Annotated in this window: 13 protein-coding genes; 2 read left to right on the top strand and 11 right to left on the bottom strand. The window is 56.5% G+C overall.

Translation table 11 applies throughout. The features are described from left to right. Window positions 1–162: 162 nt before the first annotated feature. Window positions 163–558: a hypothetical protein gene (locus AXW79_RS14645; RefSeq protein ID WP_005315702.1), complete on the bottom strand. Its 396-nt coding sequence runs from the start codon at window positions 556–558 to the stop codon at window positions 163–165. Between the two features lie 425 nt (window positions 559–983). Between AXW79_RS14645 and AXW79_RS14640 the strand changes: the two genes are divergently transcribed. Together AXW79_RS14640 and fabA are read left to right on the top strand one after the other, a co-directional pair. Further along, entirely contained in the window at window positions 984–2,960 is a 1,977-nt protein-coding gene (locus tag AXW79_RS14640; protein WP_011898689.1) for a Lon protease family protein, read from the top strand. Window positions 2,961–3,040: 80 nt separating this feature from the next. Beyond that, entirely contained in the window at window positions 3,041–3,601 is a 561-nt protein-coding gene (fabA, locus tag AXW79_RS14635) for a 3-hydroxyacyl-[acyl-carrier-protein] dehydratase FabA (RefSeq protein ID WP_005315696.1), read from the top strand. A gap of 73 nt (window positions 3,602–3,674) precedes the next feature. Here fabA and rmf read toward each other — a convergent pair whose 3' ends face one another. The 10 genes from rmf to pepN all read right to left on the bottom strand — a co-directional run bounded on the left by rmf (window position 3,675) and on the right by pepN (window position 20,554). Then, complete coding sequence (gene rmf / locus AXW79_RS22360) at window positions 3,675–3,854, bottom strand: ribosome modulation factor (protein WP_005315693.1); 180 nt, start codon at window positions 3,852–3,854, stop codon at window positions 3,675–3,677. A gap of 159 nt (window positions 3,855–4,013) precedes the next feature. After that, window positions 4,014–5,648, bottom strand: a complete 1,635-nt coding sequence (locus tag AXW79_RS14630; RefSeq protein ID WP_005315688.1) for a DUF3466 family protein — start codon at window positions 5,646–5,648, stop codon at window positions 4,014–4,016. Between the two features lie 8 nt (window positions 5,649–5,656). After that, window positions 5,657–7,567: an ATP-binding cassette ATPase Uup gene (gene uup, locus AXW79_RS14625; protein WP_011898688.1), complete on the bottom strand. Its 1,911-nt coding sequence runs from the start codon at window positions 7,565–7,567 to the stop codon at window positions 5,657–5,659. A gap of 71 nt (window positions 7,568–7,638) precedes the next feature. Continuing rightward, on the bottom strand, window positions 7,639–7,878 hold the full coding sequence (locus AXW79_RS14620) for a glutaredoxin family protein (protein ID WP_005315677.1): 240 nt from the start codon (window positions 7,876–7,878) through the stop codon (window positions 7,639–7,641). Next, entirely contained in the window at window positions 7,878–10,073 is a 2,196-nt protein-coding gene (gene rlmKL, locus AXW79_RS14615) for a bifunctional 23S rRNA (guanine(2069)-N(7))-methyltransferase RlmK/23S rRNA (guanine(2445)-N(2))-methyltransferase RlmL (RefSeq protein WP_005315674.1), read from the bottom strand. Before rlmKL ends, AXW79_RS14620 begins: the two co-directional genes overlap by 1 nt. 721 nt (window positions 10,074–10,794) lie before the next feature. Next, a complete protein-coding gene (locus tag AXW79_RS14610) occupies window positions 10,795–11,331 on the bottom strand; it encodes a cell division protein ZapC (protein ID WP_005315669.1) in 537 nt (178 codons plus the stop codon). Window positions 11,332–11,418: 87 nt separating this feature from the next. Then, window positions 11,419–12,429: a quinone-dependent dihydroorotate dehydrogenase gene (gene pyrD / locus AXW79_RS14605; protein WP_005315654.1), complete on the bottom strand. Its 1,011-nt coding sequence runs from the start codon at window positions 12,427–12,429 to the stop codon at window positions 11,419–11,421. 46 nt (window positions 12,430–12,475) lie between these two features. Next, on the bottom strand, window positions 12,476–17,317 hold the full coding sequence (locus AXW79_RS14600; RefSeq protein WP_005315650.1) for an NAD-glutamate dehydrogenase: 4,842 nt from the start codon (window positions 17,315–17,317) through the stop codon (window positions 12,476–12,478). A gap of 278 nt (window positions 17,318–17,595) precedes the next feature. Beyond that, entirely contained in the window at window positions 17,596–17,817 is a 222-nt protein-coding gene (locus tag AXW79_RS14595; RefSeq protein WP_005315647.1) for a DUF2835 domain-containing protein, read from the bottom strand. Between the two features lie 112 nt (window positions 17,818–17,929). Further along, window positions 17,930–20,554, bottom strand: coding sequence for an aminopeptidase N (pepN, locus tag AXW79_RS14590; protein ID WP_005315644.1), 2,625 nt, complete (start codon window positions 20,552–20,554; stop codon window positions 17,930–17,932). Window positions 20,555–20,628 lie beyond the last annotated feature (74 nt).

Raw genomic sequence — 20,628 nt, 5'->3', positions numbered from 1 at the left:
CCGATGGCGTGGCCAATGGCGTGGCCAATGGCCATGTCATCGCTTGTTATCTCTAACGAACGTACGGGGCAGTAATACGGGGGAAATCCCCAGACAACCATGTTCACGCTATCCATGGGCAAGCGGCATATAACAAAAAGGGCCGTTATGGCCCTCTGTTTACTAGTAGCGATCCCTTCTCCACCACTTAAATCCGAACCCTGCTGCTGCAATGGATATTCCCATAATAAACTGCCAATATGACTTACCATACCATGCAGGTTCGATAAATAGTGGCTCACCATTACGACCACCGGCCCAGTGATTGAGAATAGGAGATAGCGCCAATACCATGCCCCCCAGCAACAGGGGCCATGTATCGCTGAATTTCCCCAAAATGTCTTCTTTTTGCAGGAAAACTGTAAATCCGAAAAGCACTACCCACATCAACATGCCTGGCACGGTCTCTATAGCCACCTTCCAAGGCACACCGAATATCGACACAATTCCCAAAGTGAATAGGGCGAGTATACCGCCACTGATTACTAGCGCTTCTGAACCATCATTGTTACGACTCATCAAATTCTCCTATTTAGTTACCAGAACGGCTAAACTGTACAGACACACAGGTTCCCCGCGAGCCTCAATATACACAATAAAGAAGGGGGTTATGAAGCCTATTGAGGTCATTGCCGCTCGTCGCCTTCACTGTCTTTGAGGTCTCTGAGCTTCTCTAGGGTGACTCTGGGTTAGGCTCAATGTGAGACTTGTAGTGCTAGCCGATGAGTATGATGCTAATCGCTCGCAGACGTTAAGTTATGCCGATAAAGCTACTTATCGGCATCAGAACGAACCAAGGGGGCCTTCGGCCCCTTTGTGCTACCTACCAGGCATGACTGCGCATAATGTATATTATGTTAAATTTAATATCTTGTTTTCTGTTCCCGTAAATTGAACTGTGTATAATGGAAACAAATGATCCTATCTCCGACCGGATATCTTAAGTGGCTGAATTAACATCAGAACAACTAAAACCCGCTTTCGCGATTGAACAGTTCCCTGCACTTAGCGAGCTAGAACCCATTCCCTTCGCCGCCTTGCAACCCAGAGTGATTTCCGGCATCAAGCGCCTCGCCAGTTTTGATGGTGATTGCCCGGTCATGCTGCTCAATGGTTTCCCCGGCGCTGACTATGAAGGTGTGTGCCAGACATTGATCGCCGCCTCCAATGGCAAGGATGGTGACCTGTTTGATCTCTGCTATACGGAAAACCTGAACAACCCGTTCAAACCGATCTGGTTACGTCTGCAACCTGGTACCGGCATCGAGTTTTGCGAAATGGTTGGCGAACTGCTCAAACTGATGAGCCACCATCTGGATGCCGAGCGTCTGGTCACTCGCATCATGCGCAAGCAGAACAACGATCCCAAGATCGATGACTTTCTTTCCGATCTGGCGGCCCATGTGGCTCAAGGACTCGAATTCCAGCACCCTGTGCTCATCAACCTGCTGATCCACCATGAAGATCAGGAAGCTCCGGTGATTTATGGCCGGGATCTGAACTGGGATACCCTGTTCGGCTCCATCAACTATCAGACCGAACAAGGCTCTGTTTACGCCAACCAGCATCTGCTGGAGCCGGGTCTGCTGCGTCAGGCCAATGGCGGTTATCTGATATTGCAACTCGACGAGCTGCTGGATCAGCCTCACCTCTGGTTCAAGCTCAAGAATGCCATTCAGAAAGGCGAGCTGGACTGGAACGCCTATCAGGAAGGCAAGACCCTGACTCCCTTCTTTACCCCGGAAGCGACCCCCATCAAGCTCAAGCTGATCCTGGTCGGTGACCGCCTCGAGGTATCCGAGTTCCAGATGCTGGACAGGGACATGTCCGAGCGCATCTTCCTTCGTGCGGATCTGGTATCAGAGGTCAACATTGATGAAGACCTGCCTGAATTTCTGCAGTATCTGGCATGGTTACGCGAGCGTTGGACACTGCTGGACTTCACCCCGGCCGCCCTCGCCGCCCTCTGTCGCCATGCCAGTCGCCTGTGTGACCATCAGGAGTGGCTCTCTCTGTCCGAGATACAGCTCAGTGCCATCATGCGCATGGCGGACAGCCTGGCTCGCGAAATGGAAGCCGAAACCGTGACTGATGAGCATATCCGGTTGGCCCTTGAAGAGCAGGACTACCGCCTGAATTATCTGGTTGAACAGTCTGATCAGGGCGTCATTGACGGCCAGATCCTGTTGCAAACCGATGGTGAGGAGATCGGCCAGATCAATGGTCTGTCCGTCATTCAGGTCTCGGGTCATCCCTATGATTTTGGCGAACCTGTACGTCTCACCGCGACCGTGCACCTGGGCGATGGCGACATTGCGGATGTCGAACGAAAAGCTGAGCTGGCTGGCCATATCCACGCCAAGGCGATGATGATCATTCATGGTTATCTCTCCAACAAATTTGGTGCAGAAACCCCCTCGCCGCTCTCTGCCAATCTGGTTTTCGAGCAGTCCTATCATGAGATCGATGGTGACAGCGCCTCTCTGACCGGCCTGTGCGCCCTCCTCTCTGCCCTCGCCCGCCAGCCCATCTATCAACACTTTGCCGTCACCGGCGCGGTCGATCAGTTCGGCAATGTGCAGGCGGTAGGTGGTGTGAACGAGAAGATTGAAGGCTTCTTCCGGGTGTGCAAGATCCATGGCATCACAGGCAAGCAAGGTATCATTCTGCCGGGCACCAACATCCAGCAGTTGAACCTATCCGACGAGGTGATTGCCGCCGTCGAAGCAGGTCAGTTCCACATTCATCCGGTGGACCATGTGGAAGAGGCCATCGAGCTGCTGACTGGCTGTGTAGCGGGTGAGCCGGACATGCCGGATACCCTGTTTGGCCGGATCCAGCAGCGACTGGACGAACTGAATGGCACCGCGTTCAAGGGGGGCTTGATCCGCCGCCTGCTGGGCCGGTTGTTCAGCCTGTAATAAAGAAGAGATCGGAGTTGTTTAGCGCACAAGTGTACGCTAAATTGGCCCGGCTTTGACCCATATGAAGGATAAACAGCGTGACCGTAGACAATACCACCATTGATCCCCGCCTTTCCCTGTGTGAACAAGGCAAAGACTCGTTTACCCGTGAAGAGCTGCTCGCCTGCAGCCGTGGCGAATTATTTGGTGAGGGTAACAGTCAGCTGCCCGCCCCCAACATGTTGATGATGGATCGCATCGTCAAGATCAACGACAACGGTGGTGAGCATGGCAAGGGCGAGATCCTGGCAGAGCTCGACATAACGCCGGACCTCTGGTTCTTTGACTGCCATTTCCCGGGTGACCCCGTTATGCCAGGCTGTCTGGGTCTGGATGCAATGTGGCAACTGGTCGGCTTCTTCCTCGGCTGGAAAGGCGGTCCGGGTAAAGGCCGTGCACTGGGTGTAGGTGAAGTGAAATTCACTGGCCAGATCCTGCCGACCGCCAAGAAAGTGACCTACAAGATCACCTTCAAGCGTGTCATCAACCGCAAGCTGGTCATGGGGATCGCCGATGGCGTCGTGGAAGTCGATGGCCGTCCCATCTATAGCGCCAGCGATCTGAAAGTAGGTCTGTTCAAAGATACCACTGCATTCTGATCGACTGATTTAGTGGTAACGTAAAGGGGCCTCAATGGCCCCTTTCCTTTTGTAATGAGTGATGAAGTACCAATTACTTCATGAAGAGGCCTGAACCCCGCCCTTCCATGGCGTCTCGCCAACCACCAAGCCAATGCCCTCGGGCATCCAGGCATTGGTACGGACACGCTTCTTTCTGTTTGCCGACCACGCCAGCCTGATAACCACGAGCGCGAGCTCTTTCCAGACGGTCCCGTTTTTGTCTCTTCATCATCTACGACCCTCTTCGTGGAACAAAAAAAGCGACCAATTTTTCATCGGTCGCTTTCATCTTTACCCCACGAGATGGGCAGGGTCAAACAAAAAATGTCATGCTATCCGGTCATTGTGACACAAGACACTGAACCACATTAATTTTTAGTGACATCCCATTTTATCGTTGGTAACGGCGCAGCCAGGTAAACGGCAGGGCCAGCAGAGTCAACCAGAACAGGCTGCCACCACCACTGCCACCATCCTGACCAGTCTGGTTATTGACCGGCGCATTCGCAACCACATAGCTTGCAGGCTCGTTGTTCTTGTAATCGGCAACGGCTGGCGTCAGCTTCACGCTAACGATGGTGGAATTGGTACGATTGTTGAGATCGCTCTCGCTGTTATAGCGAAAAGCCGTCGCAGCGACAGTACCATCCGTGCTGATGCCGCTGGCATACGCGATGTGGTAGTAGTAGCCGTTCTGGGCACACTGCTTGGCACCGGCATCATCCAGCCCGCAGATGAGGTCGTTCAGATACCAATTTTTGCTGGTTGCAGCATTGAGCAGGAAACCTTCCTGCATGCGATTGGTGCCATTGACCACTGGCTGGGTCTGGTGACGAGAGTCACGCCAGCCCACGACCATGTTGTGGTTGTTGATGGCGGCAGCTTCCGAGCCTGCACCGCTGATTGGGCTGTCTTGCAACGGCACACTCGCCGTCTGCTTGGTGTTCAAGTTGAACACGAACATCTCGACCGGGCGATTCTGCCCCTTGTTGATGCGATAGAGCTGGTTGCCAATCACATAACCGTTGTCGTTGACCGCCACAGCCCAGCTGTGTTGCAGCTTGGCGTCATCCTTGCCCGGCTCGCCTTCGGCCAGCGGTATGGTCTGGGTGGTACCGACCTTGCCACCGGCCAGATCCAGCGTCCAGTATGCCGCCAGGTTGCGGCCATCCAGGTAGTTGGTGCCAATTTCACCGGTAGAGGAGTAGCCCACACCGAACAAGCTGCCATTGACGTTGCCAACCCCGAGTGCAGACGCAGTCTGGATCACTTCGTTACGGCCACGGGAATACTCATTGGCCTGGATCAACTTGTTGAAGGTGCCTGTGCTGTTGAGCAACCAGAAGCTGGCCTGGGTGTTGAGGCCCGGGCAGTAGCGGTAGTCACCATACTGGCCGTCGTTACCGGCGAAGCACCAGTTGTAGGTCTCGGAATTGACGGCAATGGTCTTGCCGGTGGCGGCAGTACCGGTCACCAGGTACTGGCCGTTGTCCAGTTTCTTGATGCTGGTCGGCACGCTCAGGCTGTGGGTGCTGGCGCCATCCTTGAGGTTGACGGCGTTGCCTTCCTCGACGATGGCAAATGCGGTGCGCAGTTTGCCATCCATCTTGTAGCCCACACGAGTGCCTGCTACGTCACCCAAAGCGGTAACCAAACCATCAGTTTCGTTGCTGACTAGGTCACCCACATTGCTGCGCTGATCGGTTTTGGCCAGAAAGTCGACACGCCACTGATACGCAAAGTTGCTCTTGTCGTTCCAGAAGGCGTTGCAAACCGAGTTGGAGAGCATGCAGCCCTGCTCAAAACGGAAACGATCGACCAGGAAGTCGGCGAAACGTACGGTCGAGAAGTGATCGGCCATGTTGTTTTTGGTGTTGATCCCGACGAGCCCGTTGCCATCGGCACTGATCGCGCTGGCGAATCCCTTGTCAGACCCGTCAACAATGGTGAAAAAGGGGCTTTGTGCCGCCTGGGCGTGCAGGCTGGCGCTGACCAGAATGGCCAGCATGGATAATTGCTTTTTCATCTACTTCCTTAGTCCTGATGTTTCAACGCTTCCAACTCCTCCCAACGGGAGAAGGCTTGTTCCAATGCAGCCTCTGCTGCATTCAGGGCATCCAGTTTGAGCTGGGTTTGATCGCTCGGCAACGCGAAGAAACCGGGATGGTTTACCTCTGCCTGCAGGGCATTCAGCTCAGTCTCCAGCTGTTCCAGTCGGGCTGGTAGATTATCCAGCTCCAGCTGCAACTTGTAAGAGAGTTTTTTGACTTTAGAGGCAGCAGGGCTTGCCACAGCGACAGGCTCTGGCGTTTTGACCTGAGCCGCTTTTGCCGCCAGCTGTGTGCTCTGCTGGGCCCGCGTCGCCATCATGTCGGCATAACCGCCCACGTAATCGCTGATACGTCCATCCCCTTCAAACAACCAGCAACCTGTCACTGTATTGTCGATAAAGCGACGATCGTGACTGACCAGCAACAGGGTGCCAGGATAGTCCGCCAGCAGCTCTTCCAGCAATTCCAGCGTTTCGACATCCAGGTCGTTGGTTGGTTCATCGAGGATCAGTAAATTACTGGGCTTCAAGAACAATTTGGCCAACAGTAAACGGTTTTTTTCGCCCCCTGACAAGGCTTTCACAGGGGTACGTGCCCGCTTGGGTTCAAACAGGAAGTCCTGCAGGTAACCCAGAATGTGACGGGAACGGCCGCGCACCATCACTTCCTGCTTGCCCTCCCCCACGTTGTCCATCACCGTCTGCTCGGGATCGAGCTGATCGCGATACTGGTCAAAGTAGGCCACTTCCAGCTTGGTGCCCCCCTTGACCAGACCACGGCTGGGCTCGAGTTGGCCCAGCAGCAGCTTGATGAGGGTCGATTTGCCGCAACCGTTGGGCCCCACCAGGGCGATCTTGTCGCCACGCAGCACTTGCAGATCCAGCCCCTGGAACAGAGTACGATCGCCGAAGTCCAGCCCCAGCCCTTCGGTTTCGAACACCAGCTTGCCAGAACGATTCACATCGTCCATTTGCAGCTTGGCCTTGCCCTGCAGCTCGCGACGCTGGGAACGCTCCATCCGCATCGCCTCAAGGGCACGAACGCGCCCTTCGTTGCGGGTACGGCGCGCCTTGATGCCCTGACGTACCCACACCTCTTCCTGGGCCAGCTTGCGATCGAACTCGGCATGTTGCAGCTCTTCAACCCGCAGTGCCTCTTCCTTGCCCTGCAGATATTCGTCGTAGTTGCCAGGCCAGGAGGTGATCACGCCGCGGTCGAGATCGATGATCCGGGTCGCCAGCTTGTGGATGAACTCCCGATCGTGGGAAATGAAGACGATGGCGCCGCGAAAATCCTTGAGGAAATCTTCCAGCCAGTTGATGGCTTCGATATCCAGGTGGTTGGTCGGCTCATCGAGCAGCAGCAGATCCGGATCGCAGGCCAGCGCACGGGCCAGGGCCACTTTACGCAACCAGCCACCGGACAGGCTGTCCAGGGTTGCGTCGGGATCGAGGTTCAGCAGGGTCAGCACCTGGCTGATGCGGGTCTCGAACTGCCAGCCATTCTGATAGTCGAGCTGTTCTTGCAGATCGCTCATGATGCGTATGTTGGCATCGCTCGGATCGTGGGCCAGCTCCATGGAGATATGGTGATACTTCTTGAGCAGCTCGCCGACACCGGCCAGCCCTTCGGCCGTGTAGTCAAACACAGTGAGGTCACTCGATGCAGGCGGATCCTGCTCGAGGCGAGTCACTTTCAGATCCTGCTGCTGTACCATGCGCCCGTCATCGAGCGGCAGTTCGCCGGCAATGATCTTCATCAGGGTGGACTTGCCCGCCCCGTTGCGCCCGACCAGACAGAGACGCTCACCGCGCTCAATGCTGAGCTCGGCATTGTCGAGCAGCGGGAAATCACTGAACGACAGACAAGCGCCGTGCAATGTTAATAAAGCCATGTTTCTTCCTTATTACCTGATGAAAAAAGCGGGGCCAGATACTCTCTGCCCCCCTTTTTCTCTATTCGTGCTCAGCCGTGACTGGCCTGCGCAGTTACCCAGACACCGAGTTCTGCCAACGTAAAGGGCCAGCCCAGCTCGCGGCCGGCCTCATCGCGCAGCACCGGAATGCGTACCCGATAAGCAGCGAGCCATTCGGCATCATTGATGATGTCGCACTGGCGGGTCTGGCTGGCCATTCCGGCCTCTTCCACCAGCTGCCATGCCTGTTCGCACAGGTGGCAGCCGTCGGTGTGAAACAGGGTCAGCATCAAGCCTCCGCTGGCGCCTCGGCGTGGGTGATGATCCAGCAGTTATGGATATGCTGGTTGCGCTCGAAGTCCTTCGGTCGGGTCTTGCTCGTAATGTTCTGCGCCTTGAGGCCAGCAGCCTCGAGCCCGGCCAGATCCATCTTGAAGTGACGCTTGTTGTTGGAGAACACCAGGGTGCCATCGGCCGCCAGCAGGCGCTTCAGGTGCTGCATCAGCAGCAGGTGATCGCGCTGCACATCGAAGCTCTCGTCCATCCGCTTGGAGTTGGAGAAGGTGGGCGGATCGATGAAGATGAGGTCGTACTGATCATCCGCTTCCGACAGCCACTTCAGGCAATCAGCCTGAACAAACTTGTGCTGACGGCCCACCAGCGAGTTGAGACGCATGTTGTCCTGCGCCCAGTTCAGATAGGTGTGAGACATGTCGACCGTGGTGGTCTCGCTGGCACCGCCCAGACCCGCATGCACTGTGGCACTGCCGGTATAGGCAAACAGGTTCAGGAAGCGCTTGCCCTTGGCCATCTGGCCCAGCATGCGGCGAGTCTGACGGTGGTCAAGGAAAAGGCCGGTATCCAGGTAGTCGTAGAGGTTGACCCAAAGACGGGCACCGTACTCCTGCACTTCCATCCGGTGCTGCTCTGCGGCGAGCTTCTGATACTGCTGTTTGCCCTCCTGACGCTCGCGCACCTTCAGGATCACCTTCTCGCCGTCCATGCCGGTCACCTTGATGGCGGCCTGCACCATGTCGAGCAGACGCTGGCGGGTCTTCTGGGCGGGGATGTCTTTGGGCGCGGCGTACTCCTGCACCACCAGGTAATCCTGATAGCGGTCGATGGCAGCATTGTATTCCGGCAAGTCCGCATCGTAGAGGCGGTAGCAGTCGATGCCCTCTTTGCTCGCCCATTTCTCGAGGGTTTTAAGATTCTTGCGCAGACGGTTGGCAAAGTCCTGCGCCACCTCTTTCTGGGAGGCCACGGAGTCCAGCGCAATCTGGTAGTTGCGCAGCTGACATTCAAGCGCCCCGTTGAACAGACGATATTGCTTGTCGGCACGCAGACGCAGACAGCTCAGCAGCTCGGGCGAGGCAGAGAGAATCGAGACACGCCAGCCCTGGAAGCCACGACGCAAGGCATCGCCGAGTGCCTGATGCACTTCGAGCAAGGCCGGAAACTCGCCGAGACGCTCGCCATAGGGCGGGTTGGAGATAAGCATGCCGACTTGACGGGCTTCCTCCTGACTCACTTCCCCTTCAACAACGGCTGGCATCGGCAGCGGATTTTCAAGCTGGGTCACATCGGCTTGCTTAAAGGTGATGAGGTGGGCCACACCGGCCGCCTTGGCGTTGTCGCGGGCTTTCATGAGCACACGGGGGTCGGCATCGCAGCCAAACAACTTAACTTCGCAGCGTTGCATGCCACGCTTGGCGCGCACCTGGGCTTCCATCATCAGGCTCTGCCAGAGTTCGCTATCGTGTTGCAGCCAGCGATCGAAACCGAAGCGCTCGCGGCGCAGCGCCGGCGCCATGTCGGCGGCGATGAAGGCCGCTTCGATCAGCAAGGTGCCGGAACCACACATGGGGTCCATCATGGGCTCACCGGCCCAGCCGCTACGGGCAATCATGGCACAGGCCAGGTTCTCTTTGAGCGGTGCTTCGCCTGTGCCCTGACGATAGAAACGTTGGTGCAGCGCCGGGCCTGACAAGTCCAGCGTGATATTGGCCTTGCCTTTGCCCAGATGCGCCATGATGCGAATATCCGGCGCCTTTTTGTCCACATCCGGGCGCACATGACCGCGCTTGGTGAAGCGATCAACAATGGCATCCTTGATCTTCAGCGCACCGTACTGGGTATTGCGAATGGCGGGGTTGGTACCGGTAAAGTCCACCGCTATGGTGGAGGTGCCGGAGAAGTGCTCTTCCCAGGGGATAGTGTGGGCGCCCAGATAGAGATCCAGATCGTCGTTCATCTGGAATTCGGACAGCACCAACACGATGCGGGAAGCAAAACGGCTCCACAGACAGGCCTTGTAACCAATGGCCAGTTCGCCTTTGAAGTGAACGCCGGCGACAGTCTCACGGACCTGCTCTGCGCCCAGGGTGGTCAGCTCGTCGGCCAACAGGTTTTCCAGCCCCTTGGGGCAGGTTGCAAAAAATTCTTTCATCACGCTCACGGGGATGCCATAAAAATAGTGCCGCATTATACCTTAAGAGCCGATCCGGAGCAGCAAAAGCTTCGCGCTGGCGCGACAGACAGGTACAGGCCAGCTTGCTCCCCACCCCCCATTTATCTGGCATACGCAAGAAGGCTTGGCCAATTGACATATAGGAACCTGATGGAGATGTGATGCTCATGTGGGTCAGCTTGTGGGTCAGCTATAGACGAGCGGTCATCAGATGGTCCCGGATATTCATTGCCTCGTCAGAGCAAGACGCTAGGTAATGGCTTCTATATCCGGGTATGAATGGCCTACCGTTCTTCACAGGGATTGCCATATCTGACAGGCGTCAAACAAAACTCATTGCGTTATTATCTTTCCGACAGAGCAAGTCCTTTCTGTAACCCCGTGTTTTGCCCTCCCGTTATCGTCCGTAAACCGGGAGGGCTATTTTTTGGGCGCTGGCTAGCGATAGCCTATTTATGCCGGACTGTCATATCTGTCAGGTTTCAGAAGAAACAATTCCCTCTAACATGACCCGGCTGTTGAAACAAACCATCCATTCCTTCTGTCGTGTGTGTTTTACGCCCTCTTATCATGTTTGGTAGGAGGGCTTTTTTGTTAGGCAAAAAGTACTATGGCGCGACAGAAAAGGGCTATTCACCAAATAGGAGGGGCATTGAGGAGCAACAACAAAGGGAGCAAAAAAATATCGGACGAGCAAAATCAGACTAAATATTAAGCACGTTTACTTGGATGGGTGTCAGCTCACCTGACGATATTGTGTCTGGGTTGCAACTCTGGCGGTCATGCGGTTGTTCATCACCTTGATCACACCAAAGCGCGGCAGGTTCTTGCTGGTTGTCAGTATCAGATCCTCGGTCAGATTGAGGCACACGCTGGCCTGTTCACCTGCTTCGATCACCATGAACTCCCCCTTGCCATGAGGTGTATTCATGCACACCAAGGATCCGGTTTCAGGAATAATAAAGGGGTGGACCTCACCAAAGAACCAGCTTTGTGGCATCAGTGGTTTATAAAAGCGACTGACAGCGATGGCATTGAGTACCAGCTGGACCTGATGTGGCGTACTCCAGTCGAGTTCGACAACTTTGTCCATCAATTGATAATAGAGGGCAGCATCATCCACACAAAAAGGCTGAGTGGTGAAGGAGCTGGGCACCAATTGTCGCCCTTTATATTCGGTCGCGAATATCATGCGATCGGATAAATCCAGCATCAGACGATCATCATGAGCATCATAATGCCACTGCCAATTGTCATTGGGTTGGATACACATGGGGGTGCCCTTACTGAAAGTCGTTACTCGACTTTATTCCATGTCGAGAATTTCAGCAACTTTAAATAAAGGGCACCCGTTTATTTCTTAAATATGAGTCACAATTTCTTTGACCAGACTCGGGCCCTTATAAATAAAGCCGCTATAAATCTGGACCAAACTGGCACCCGCAGCGAGCTTCTCCCGCGCAGCCATGGCGCTGTCGATACCCCCTACCCCTATGATGGGCAGAGCACCGTCCAGAGCCTTGGCCAGCTGGCGAATAACCTCTGTGCTCTTGTGCTGCAACGGACGCCCACTGAGGCCACCGGCTTCACCGGCATGGGGCATGTCATAGATCATCTCCCGATCCAGGGTGGTATTGGTGGCAATAACGCCATCGATCCCGTTTTTGATCAAGGATGCAGCGACCTGATTAATTTCATCCAGACTCAAGTCCGGTGCAATTTTAACGGCGAGCGGCACGTACTTTTTATATTGGGCGGCCAGCTCTTGCTGACGCACTTTGAGGGCTGCGAGCAACTCATCGAGGGCATCACCGTATTGGAGCGAACGCAGGCCCGGAGTGTTGGGGGAAGAGATATTGACGGCAATATAGCCGGCATGATCATAGACCTTGTCCATGCAGATCAGATAATCGTCTTTGCCCTGCTCTATGGGAGTGTCTTTGTTCTTCCCGATATTGATGCCGATGACACCCTGGTATTTGGCTTTCTTGACCTGCGCCACCAGATGATCGACACCCTTGTTGTTGAATCCCATGCGGTTGATGATCCCCTCTGCCGGAATAACCCGGAACAGACGGGGCTTGTCATTGCCACTCTGGGGTTTGGGGGTGACGGTACCGACTTCTATAAAGCCAAACCCCATGGCCCCAAATGCATCGATGCACTCCCCGTCTTTATCCAGCCCGGCTGCCAATCCGACCGGATTGGCAAAATAAAGCCCCATGACAGTGACGGGGCGTTTGGGCAATGAATGGCGGAAGAAACAATCAAGTGGCGTACCGAGAAGGCGGGGCAAATATTTGATGGAGAGATCGTGTGCCTGTTCGGGATTGAACTTGAACAAGAAATGCCTGGCGAGGGGGTACAACATTTTTGCTCCTTAAAAAAGCCCCGGCAACTGGCCGGGGCTTTCGGGGTTATGCCGAGGTTCGGCAATTCAACTGGAGCAGGTTCAACTCTCGCAAGGCCACCGAGAACTTGGCGAACTCGTGGGTACTCGTGGTCTTGAAGTCGGCCAACATATGGGTCCAACGGGACAAGAGTTGCTCATGCTCCGAAATCCAGTCGGCCAGTATGGTAGCGCATTCTCCCTGCTCTTTGCACCCTTCCAGTACCACAGATGTGAGACTGCGTTGCTGCCAGTCCAGATCTTCACGGAACGATGCCCGTGCCATTGCCTGCCAGTGGTTGCCCACCGGCTGATGGTTGATCTGCTCAAGGAACCAGTGCAGATCCAGCTTGGCACCGAGACGATAGTAGACATTGGCGGCACGCAGTATGTCGGTCTTGTGCTCAGCGGCAATCTGCGCCAGATCCAGGCTGGAGAAGAGGCTGCTCATGTGGGCCACCTGACGGGCGATGGACTCGGGCACTTGTCTGGCCACCAGGGCTGCCACGGCCTGGCTGTGCTCTACCACTTCACTCTCGTCCATCACCTCATAGAGGTGCGAGCCCAGGGTCTCGAACGCCGGGCGGAAGAAAGCGATGTTCTCAGCGATGCTCCAGCTGCGATTGCGGGCACGCAGGAACCAGCGAGTAGCACGACGCACAATGCGGCGGCTGTAGAACATCAGCTCGAGCTGGGTCTGGGCATCCACCAGGTTGTCACACCCTTCGATGTCACGCCACAGGGCCCCCAGGCCAAACACCTCACGGGCCATGGCGAAGCAGCAAGCCACTTCCGCCACAGAGGCACCGGTCTCGTCCTTCATCCGGCTGGCGAAGTTGAGCCCCATGTCGTTGACCAGCATGTTGGCCACCCGGGTCGCAATGATTTCGCCACGCAGCGGGTGCTGGGCAAGCGCTGCACCAAACTGCTGCTGCAACTTGGCCGGGAAGCTGGTGACCAGCATGTTGGCCAGGAAAGGCTCCTCGGTTATCTCAGGGCAGTTGAGCTGCTCCTTGAGCACCATCTTGCCATAAGCCACCAGCACCGCCAGCTCGGGTCGGGTCAAGCCCTGCCCTGCCGCCATCCGCTCGGACAGCTCCTCATCGGATGGCAGGAACTCCAGCCCCCGATCCAGCTTGCCTTCGCGCTCCAGCCCCTGGATGAAGCGTTGCTGCTCTTTCAGTTGCTCGGTGCCACGGAAACTGGTGACCGAGATGGACTGGGACTGGCGGTAGGCGTTGGTAATGACAATTTGCGCTACATCGTCGGTCATCTCATACAACATCTGGTTACGCTGCTTGAGGGTCATATCACCGGCAGCCACCAGCTGGTTGAGCAGGATCTTGATGTTGACCTCGTTGTCGGAGCAATCCACCCCGCCCACGTTGTCGGTGAAGTCGGTGTTGATGCGCCCACCCTGGCTGGCGTATTCCACCCGACCGAGCTGGGTAAAGCCCAGGTTGCCACCCTCGCCGACGATGCGAGCACGCAGGTCGCGACCATTGACCCGCAGTACATCATTGCTGCGATCCCCCACTTCGGCGTCGCTCTCGCGGGCGCTCTTCACATAGGTACCGATACCGCCGTTCCAGAGCAGGTCCACATTCAGACAGAGCAGCGCCTTGATCAGCTCGTTCGGGGCCATGCTGGCCTTGTCGGTACCAAGCAGTGTCTGGATCTGCGGGCTCAGCTTGATGGACTTGGCCGAGCGCAGGAAGATTCCACCCCCTGCCGAGATGAGGTCACGGTTGTAATCATCCCAGCTGGAGCCAGGCAGTTCGAACAGGCGCTTGCGTTCGACGAAGCTCTTGGCTGCATCGGGGGTCGGGTCGATGAAGATGTGCATATGGTTGAACGCACCCACCAGCTGGGTGTGCTCGGAGAGCAGCATGCCGTTGCCGAACACGTCGCCGGCCATGTCACCCACCCCTACGCAGGTGAAGTCGGTGGTCTGGCAATTGATGCCGATTTCACGGAAGTGACGCTTGACCGATTCCCAGGCACCACGGGCCGTGATCCCCATCTTCTTGTGGTCATAACCGACCGAGCCGCCGGAGGCGAAGGCATCGCCCAGCCAGTGGCCATACTCCTGGCTTATCTCGTTGGCGATGTCGGAGAAGGTGGCTGTCCCCTTGTCAGCCGCCACCACCAGGTAGTAGTCATCCTCGTCGTGACGCACCACGGATTTGGGCGGGATCACCTCACCCTGAATGATGTTGTCGGTCACATCGAGCAGACCGCGGATAAACAGACGATAACAGGCCTTGCCCTCTTCCTGGATAAGGGCGCGGGCGGCCCCCACCGGCATCTGCTTGCAGTAGAAGCCGCCCTTGGCGCCCACCGGCACTATGACGGTGTTCTTCACCTGCTGCGCCTTGACCAGACCCAGTACCTCGGTGCGGAAATCTTCCTTGCGATCGGACCAGCGCAGGCCGCCACGGGCCACCTTGCCCCAGCGCAGATGCACCCCTTCCACCCGCGGCGAGTAGACGAAGATCTCGAATTTGGGCAGCGGCAACGGCATGTCGGTAATGCTGGCCGGTGCCAGCTTGAAGGAGATGTAGGGCTTGATCTGCCCAGCCTTGTCCAGCTGGTAGTAGTTGGTACGCAGGGTGGCGTCGATCATCTCCACAAAGCGGCGGATGATGCGATCGTCGTCCAGGTTCGCGACCTGATCCAGTTTGGCCGCCAACTGATCATGGAGCTTGGCCTGTACCTTGGCATCTTGCTTGCCAGCAGGATCGAGGCGCTGCTCGAACAGGGTAAACAGCAGTTGGGCGATGTCAGGATAACGGGTAAGCGTCTCTTCGATATAGGACTGGCTGAAGGAGACACCGGTCTGGCGCATGTATTTTGCATAGGCACGCAGCACAGAAACCTGACGACCCGTGAGGCCGGCCCCCAGTACCAGACGGTTGAAGCCGTCATCTTCCAGTCCCTTGTTCCAGACGGCGGCGAAGGCTTCCTGGAAGCGCTGCTGGCTCTGCTCCAGATCAAAGGGCTGTTCACCGCGCAGCAGCATGGAGAAGTCGAGGATCCAGAATATATCCCCTGAAGGGGTACGCACCTGATACGGGGTCTCACCGATCACCCGCAGCCCCATGTTTTCCAGCATGGGCAGCACATCGGAGAGGTGAATGGGCTCGGTGCGATGGAACAGCTTGAGGCGAACCCGGCGATCGTTCTCTTCTTCCTGAGCGCGGTAAAACAGCATGCCCAGCGGTTCGGCTTCGCTCAGATTGTCCAGCGCCATGATGTCGGCAACGGCGGAGCCCGGCAGTACATCTTCCTTGTAGGCACGGGGGAAGGCGCTGCTGAAACGGCCACGCAAGGCATTGCCGCGGGCCTCGCCATAATGGGAGAGCAGCACGGAGTCGAGTCGGTCATCCCAGCTGCGGGCCGCTTCAATCAGGTTGTTCTGTACTTCGTTCACGTCCACATCCACGTTGTTATTGTTGACCCGTACTATGTATTGGGTCCGCGCCAGCACGCCTTCGGAGAAGTAGACGTTGAACTCCACCTCTTCGCTGCTGCCGAAATATTTCTGCAAAATCTGCTGGGTCTTGACTCGCAGCGCCGTGTTGTAGCGCTCCTTGGTGACATAGACCATACAGGAGAAGAAACGACCGTAGACGTCGCGGCGCACAAACAAGCGCAACATGTCCCGCTCCTGCATCTCCAGCACACCGAGGCCCGTTGCCAGCAGCTCCTCTTCGCGAGCTTGGATCAGCTCGTCGCGGGGGTAGGTTTCCAGCACGTTGAGCAGCGCCTTGTAGGCGTGTGAACCCTTCTCATGACCGGAGGAGGCCATGATGCGTTCCAGCCGGTGGCTGATAAGCGGGATCTGGGTAGCACTGGTGTTGTAGATGGAAGAAGCGTAGAGACCGATGAAACGATCTTCCCCTACTACCTTGCCGTGCTCGTCAAAGCGCTTGATGCCGATGTAATCCACATAGGCAGGGCGGTGGACGCGGGACTTGCTGTTTGACTTGGTGAGGATAAGCAGATCGGAGCTCAACGCAGCATGGCGGGCACTGGCCGGCATATTGCCCAGGCGCTGCCCTTCATCCTTGATGGAGTTCTTCATCAGACCCAGGCTGGATTCCGGCAGCGGCAGTATCTCGTGATCTCCCTCCACCGCCTTGACGTCATAGCGGCGATATCCCATCAGGGTGAAGTTGTGGGCAGCGACCCACTTGAGGAAAGCCACACAGGAGTTGACCTCCTCCTTGCTGACCGGGTTCTTGCGCTTGGGCAGCTCGTCGATGATCTCGTTCAGGCGACCCAGCATGGGTTGCCAGTCCCCCACCGCCAGTGCCACTTCCCCGGCAACCGAGTTGAGCTCGGCAGCCAGCGCATCCATCTGCTCATCACCGGTCAGGTGATCGATCTCGATGAGGAAGGCGGTTTCGACCGAAGTTTGTCCGGCCGTATTGTCGAGATCCAGAATGGCGCTGATCTTGCCTTCGTTGCCACGAATAAGGTGCAACGGCTGGTGCAGCATCATGTGCGCCGTGATGTTCAGACGCTTGAGTGCCATCCGGATGGAGTCCACCAGGAAGGGAGAATCCTGCAGTATGATCTCGACTATGGTGTGGGGAGACTGCCAACCGTGGCGGGTCAGCTCGGGGTTGTAGACCCGGATGTAGGGTTGTGTGCTGGTACGCTGGTTGAGCGCATTCCACAGGCTGAGCGCGGCGCCGTAGAGATCGCTGTCATTGCGATCGTGCAGATCGGTGCTGGCCATGTTGCCATAGAACTTGGCAACGAAGCATTCGACCAGGGAGGCACTCTTCTTGGGCAACTTCTGATGGATCAGGCTGAGAACGTTTTCGAGCAGAACTGAGGTAGGGGCGTCTTTCAATGCCATTGCTATATTCCTTATCGGACGACATGAACCACCGACGGAAAGACATCCACCCTGGATGCCCACCGGTACAGAGTTGCTGCGAAGTGTAATGTCTTGGATCAAGGAAGGCGAGCAAAGGTGATAACGACTTGTTAAAAACAAGGGACAGATCACGGCTTGAGCTGTGAAATATTTTGTCAATTTGGCAAAAAACAGAAAATCCCACTGGGTGATTACGGATTTACCGGATAGATAGTGACTGAAAGCAGATAATTACTCGGGATCCTGTTCGAATTTTGTTAACTTATGCGTTCCAGGCTGATAAAGCGATAATCATCCTGTGTTTTCAGCCGAAAATAGCCGTATACCCCACTGATAGTGACAAATGGCCGGATTTTTTCCAAGGCCAGCTCTATGGTGAGCCCCTGTTCGGTACGCACCACCAGCCGCCTGGCGTGCCCCTGATACATCAACAGTATGTCATCGCTACTGAGTGACAGCCGAAAGGTAAACTGCTTCAACACTGACTCCTTCTCGATAGCGCCCGACCATGATGCGGTCACTGCGGTGCCTTGCTCGATGGTGTTTTCAACAAAAAGGCAGGAGAGCCAGGCTCCCCTGCCCCGTCAACACTTACTGCTGTAGCGCCTTGCTCACCTTCTCGAACAGATCCCGTGCCAGTCCGTCCAGGTTGAACAGCCGGAGCAGCTCTGCGCGGATCAGGGCCTTGCGCCCTTCATCCAGTCGCTTGAACTGAATGAGCGGTGTGATGAGGCGAGAAGCAACCTGGGGATTGACCTCATTGAGCTCGATGAGGATATCGGTCAGGAAACGGTAACCACTGCCATCGATGGCATGGAACTGCACCTGGTTGCTCATGGCAAAACTGCCGATCAGTGCTCGCAGCCGGTTCGGGTTGCGAATGCTGAAGGTGGGATGGGCCATCGCATGACGAACCTCACTGAGGACATCGGTCGCCGGTTTGCTGCCCACCAGTCGCAGCCAGTTATCCAGTACCAGCCCATCCCTGGCCCATTTGCCTTCAAAATCGGCCAGCAGTTCGGAACGGCACGGCAGCAGATAGCCGTTGGCCACCTGCAGCGCCGCCAGGGTATCGGTCATGTTGTCGGCATTGGCGTATTGCTGGCGCACCAGCGCATCAGCGTGCGCGGCATCCAGTGCCGCCAGATAACCGAGCACAACCCCTTTGAGCGCACGCTTGGCCATATCGGCATGCACCACCTGATAGCCTTGCAGTTGCAGGCTCGCATAGGTGGTTGCCAGCCGAGCGCCGAACGCGGCGGCAAGACGAGCATGAATAGCATCCCGCACCTGATGGATGGCATCGATATCGGCCACCTCGAACAGCTCGGCCAGGGTAGCTTCCCCCGGCAGGGCAAGGATCTCGGCCTTGAGTGCCGGATCCAGCGAGGCGTCATCCAGGATGGCGACAAAGGCTGCCAGCAGGGTCTCGGAGACATCGACTCCCTGTCCGTGCTGCACCTGCACAACCCCTGCCATCACCGCCTTGTTGATCAACATCTGGGCCGCATCCCAACGGGCAAATTCGTTGCGGGCATGACGCATCAGGAAGGCCAGTGCCTCGTCGCTGTAGTCATAATGCAGCTTGACCGGCGCGCTGAAGTCCCGCAGCAAAGAGGGAACCGGCTTGACTGGCACCTTATCGAAGATAAAGGTCTGCTCTGCTTCGAGCACGTCAAGCACCTGGCCTATTTCCTTGCCCTGATATTGCAGCGGGATGACGGCGCCATTTTGGTCATACAGCTCAATGTCGAGGGGGATGTGCAGCGGCAGTTTCTGCGGCTGATCCTGAGTCGGCGGCGTGTGCTGGCTCACATGCAGGCGATAGACGCCGCTGGCAGCATCGTACTCATCCGTCACTGTCAGCTCAGGGGTGCCGGACTGGCTATACCAGCGGCGGAACCGACCGAGATCCACACCGGAGGCATCTTCCATCGCCTGCACGAAATCATCACAGGTCACTGCCTGACCGTCAAAGCGCTCGAAATAGAGGCGCATACCCGCCTGGAAATTGTCTTCTCCCAGCAGGGTATGCAGCATGCGGATCACTTCCGACCCTTTCTCGTAGACGGTCAGGGTGTAGAAGTTGTTCATCTCGATCACCACATCCGGGCGAATGGGGTGGGCCATGGGGCCGGCATCTTCGGCAAACTGCGGACCGCGCACAGTACGCACATTGTTGATGCGGTTGACACCACGGGATCCCAGATCGGAAGAAAACTCCTGATCCCGGAACACCGTCAGACCCTCTTTGAGGCTGAGCTGGAACCAGTCGCGGCAAGTGACCCGGTTGCCGGTCCAGTTATGGAAGTATTCGTGACCTATGACCCGCTCGATACCATGGTAATCGCTGTCGGTGGCGGTGGCCGGGTTGGCCAGCACGAACTTGGAGTTGAAAACGTTCAGCCCCTTGTTCTCCATGGCGCCCATGTTGAAGAAGTCCACCGCGACGATCATATAGATGTCGAGGTCGTACTCGAGGCCAAAGCGCTGCTCGTCCCAGCGCATGGAGTTAATCAAGCTCTCCATGGCGAAACCGGCTCTGTCCAGGTTGCCCTTGTCAACGAAGATCTCGAGGGCTACCTTGCGGCCGCTCTTGGTAGTGTAGTGGCTGCGCTCTACATCAAAGTCACCGGCCACCAGGGCAAACAGGTAGCTCGGTTTTGGGAAGGGATCCTGCCACTGCACGAAGTGGCGACCGCCATCCAGCTCACCGCAGTCGACCTTGTTGCCGTTGGAAAGCAGGAAGGGATACTTGGCCTTGTCGGCAGTGATCCTTGTGCTGTAACGGGCCAGTATGTCGGGGCGGTCCAGATAATAGGTGATGCGGCGAAAACCTTCGGCCTCGCACTGGGTGCAGTAGGCATCACCTGACTTGTAGAGTCCTTCCAGCGCCGTGTTGGCGGCAGGATCCAGCAGGGTGACTATGGTCAGCACACATTCGGCCGGCAGGTTGAACAGGGTCAGGGTGTTCTCCCCCTGTTCGTACTCTTGATAAGGCACGCCATCCACGCTGACACTGTGCAGGGAGAGCCCCTCACCATCCAGTACCAGCGGCTCATTATGTTCACCGTTACGGCGCAGACGGGAGATGGCGGTGACCTGGGTCAGCGGCTCCTGCAGTTGAAAATCCAGATCGATGCTGTCGATCCAGTAGAGCGGAGCCTGATAATCCTGGCGATATTTGGCCGTCATGGCCTGGGAGTGATCGGTCATTATTGTTTGCTTCCACGCTTGTAATTGACGTGTCAGAGGCTGTCACAACCGGTTGGCAGGGTCAAATAGTTTGC

This window comes from Aeromonas salmonicida subsp. salmonicida (assembly GCF_001643305.1).
Lineage (GTDB): Bacteria > Pseudomonadota > Gammaproteobacteria > Enterobacterales > Aeromonadaceae > Aeromonas > Aeromonas salmonicida.
The sequence above is the reverse complement of the archived record's forward strand: the minus strand, read 5'-3'. Positions and strand labels throughout refer to the sequence as shown.

What these genes read in the sequence shown, in the direction of transcription:
- AXW79_RS14645 (WP_005315702.1), bottom strand. Translation starts at nt 558, where the DNA reads ATGAGTCGTAACAATGATGGTTCAGAAGCGCTAGTAATCAGTGGCGGT.
- rmf (WP_005315693.1), bottom strand. Translation starts at nt 3,854, where the DNA reads ATGATGAAGAGACAAAAACGGGACCGTCTGGAAAGAGCTCGCGCTCGT.
- AXW79_RS14630 (WP_005315688.1), bottom strand. Translation starts at nt 5,648, where the DNA reads ATGAAAAAGCAATTATCCATGCTGGCCATTCTGGTCAGCGCCAGCCTG.
- uup (WP_011898688.1), bottom strand. Translation starts at nt 7,567, where the DNA reads ATGGCTTTATTAACATTGCACGGCGCTTGTCTGTCGTTCAGTGATTTC.
- AXW79_RS14620 (WP_005315677.1), bottom strand. Translation starts at nt 7,878, where the DNA reads ATGCTGACCCTGTTTCACACCGACGGCTGCCACCTGTGCGAACAGGCA.
- rlmKL (WP_005315674.1), bottom strand. Translation starts at nt 10,073, where the DNA reads ATGCGGCACTATTTTTATGGCATCCCCGTGAGCGTGATGAAAGAATTT.
- AXW79_RS14610 (WP_005315669.1), bottom strand. Translation starts at nt 11,331, where the DNA reads ATGTGTATCCAACCCAATGACAATTGGCAGTGGCATTATGATGCTCAT.
- pyrD (WP_005315654.1), bottom strand. Translation starts at nt 12,429, where the DNA reads ATGTTGTACCCCCTCGCCAGGCATTTCTTGTTCAAGTTCAATCCCGAA.
- AXW79_RS14600 (WP_005315650.1), bottom strand. Translation starts at nt 17,317, where the DNA reads ATGGCATTGAAAGACGCCCCTACCTCAGTTCTGCTCGAAAACGTTCTC.
- pepN (WP_005315644.1), bottom strand. Translation starts at nt 20,554, where the DNA reads ATGACCGATCACTCCCAGGCCATGACGGCCAAATATCGCCAGGATTAT.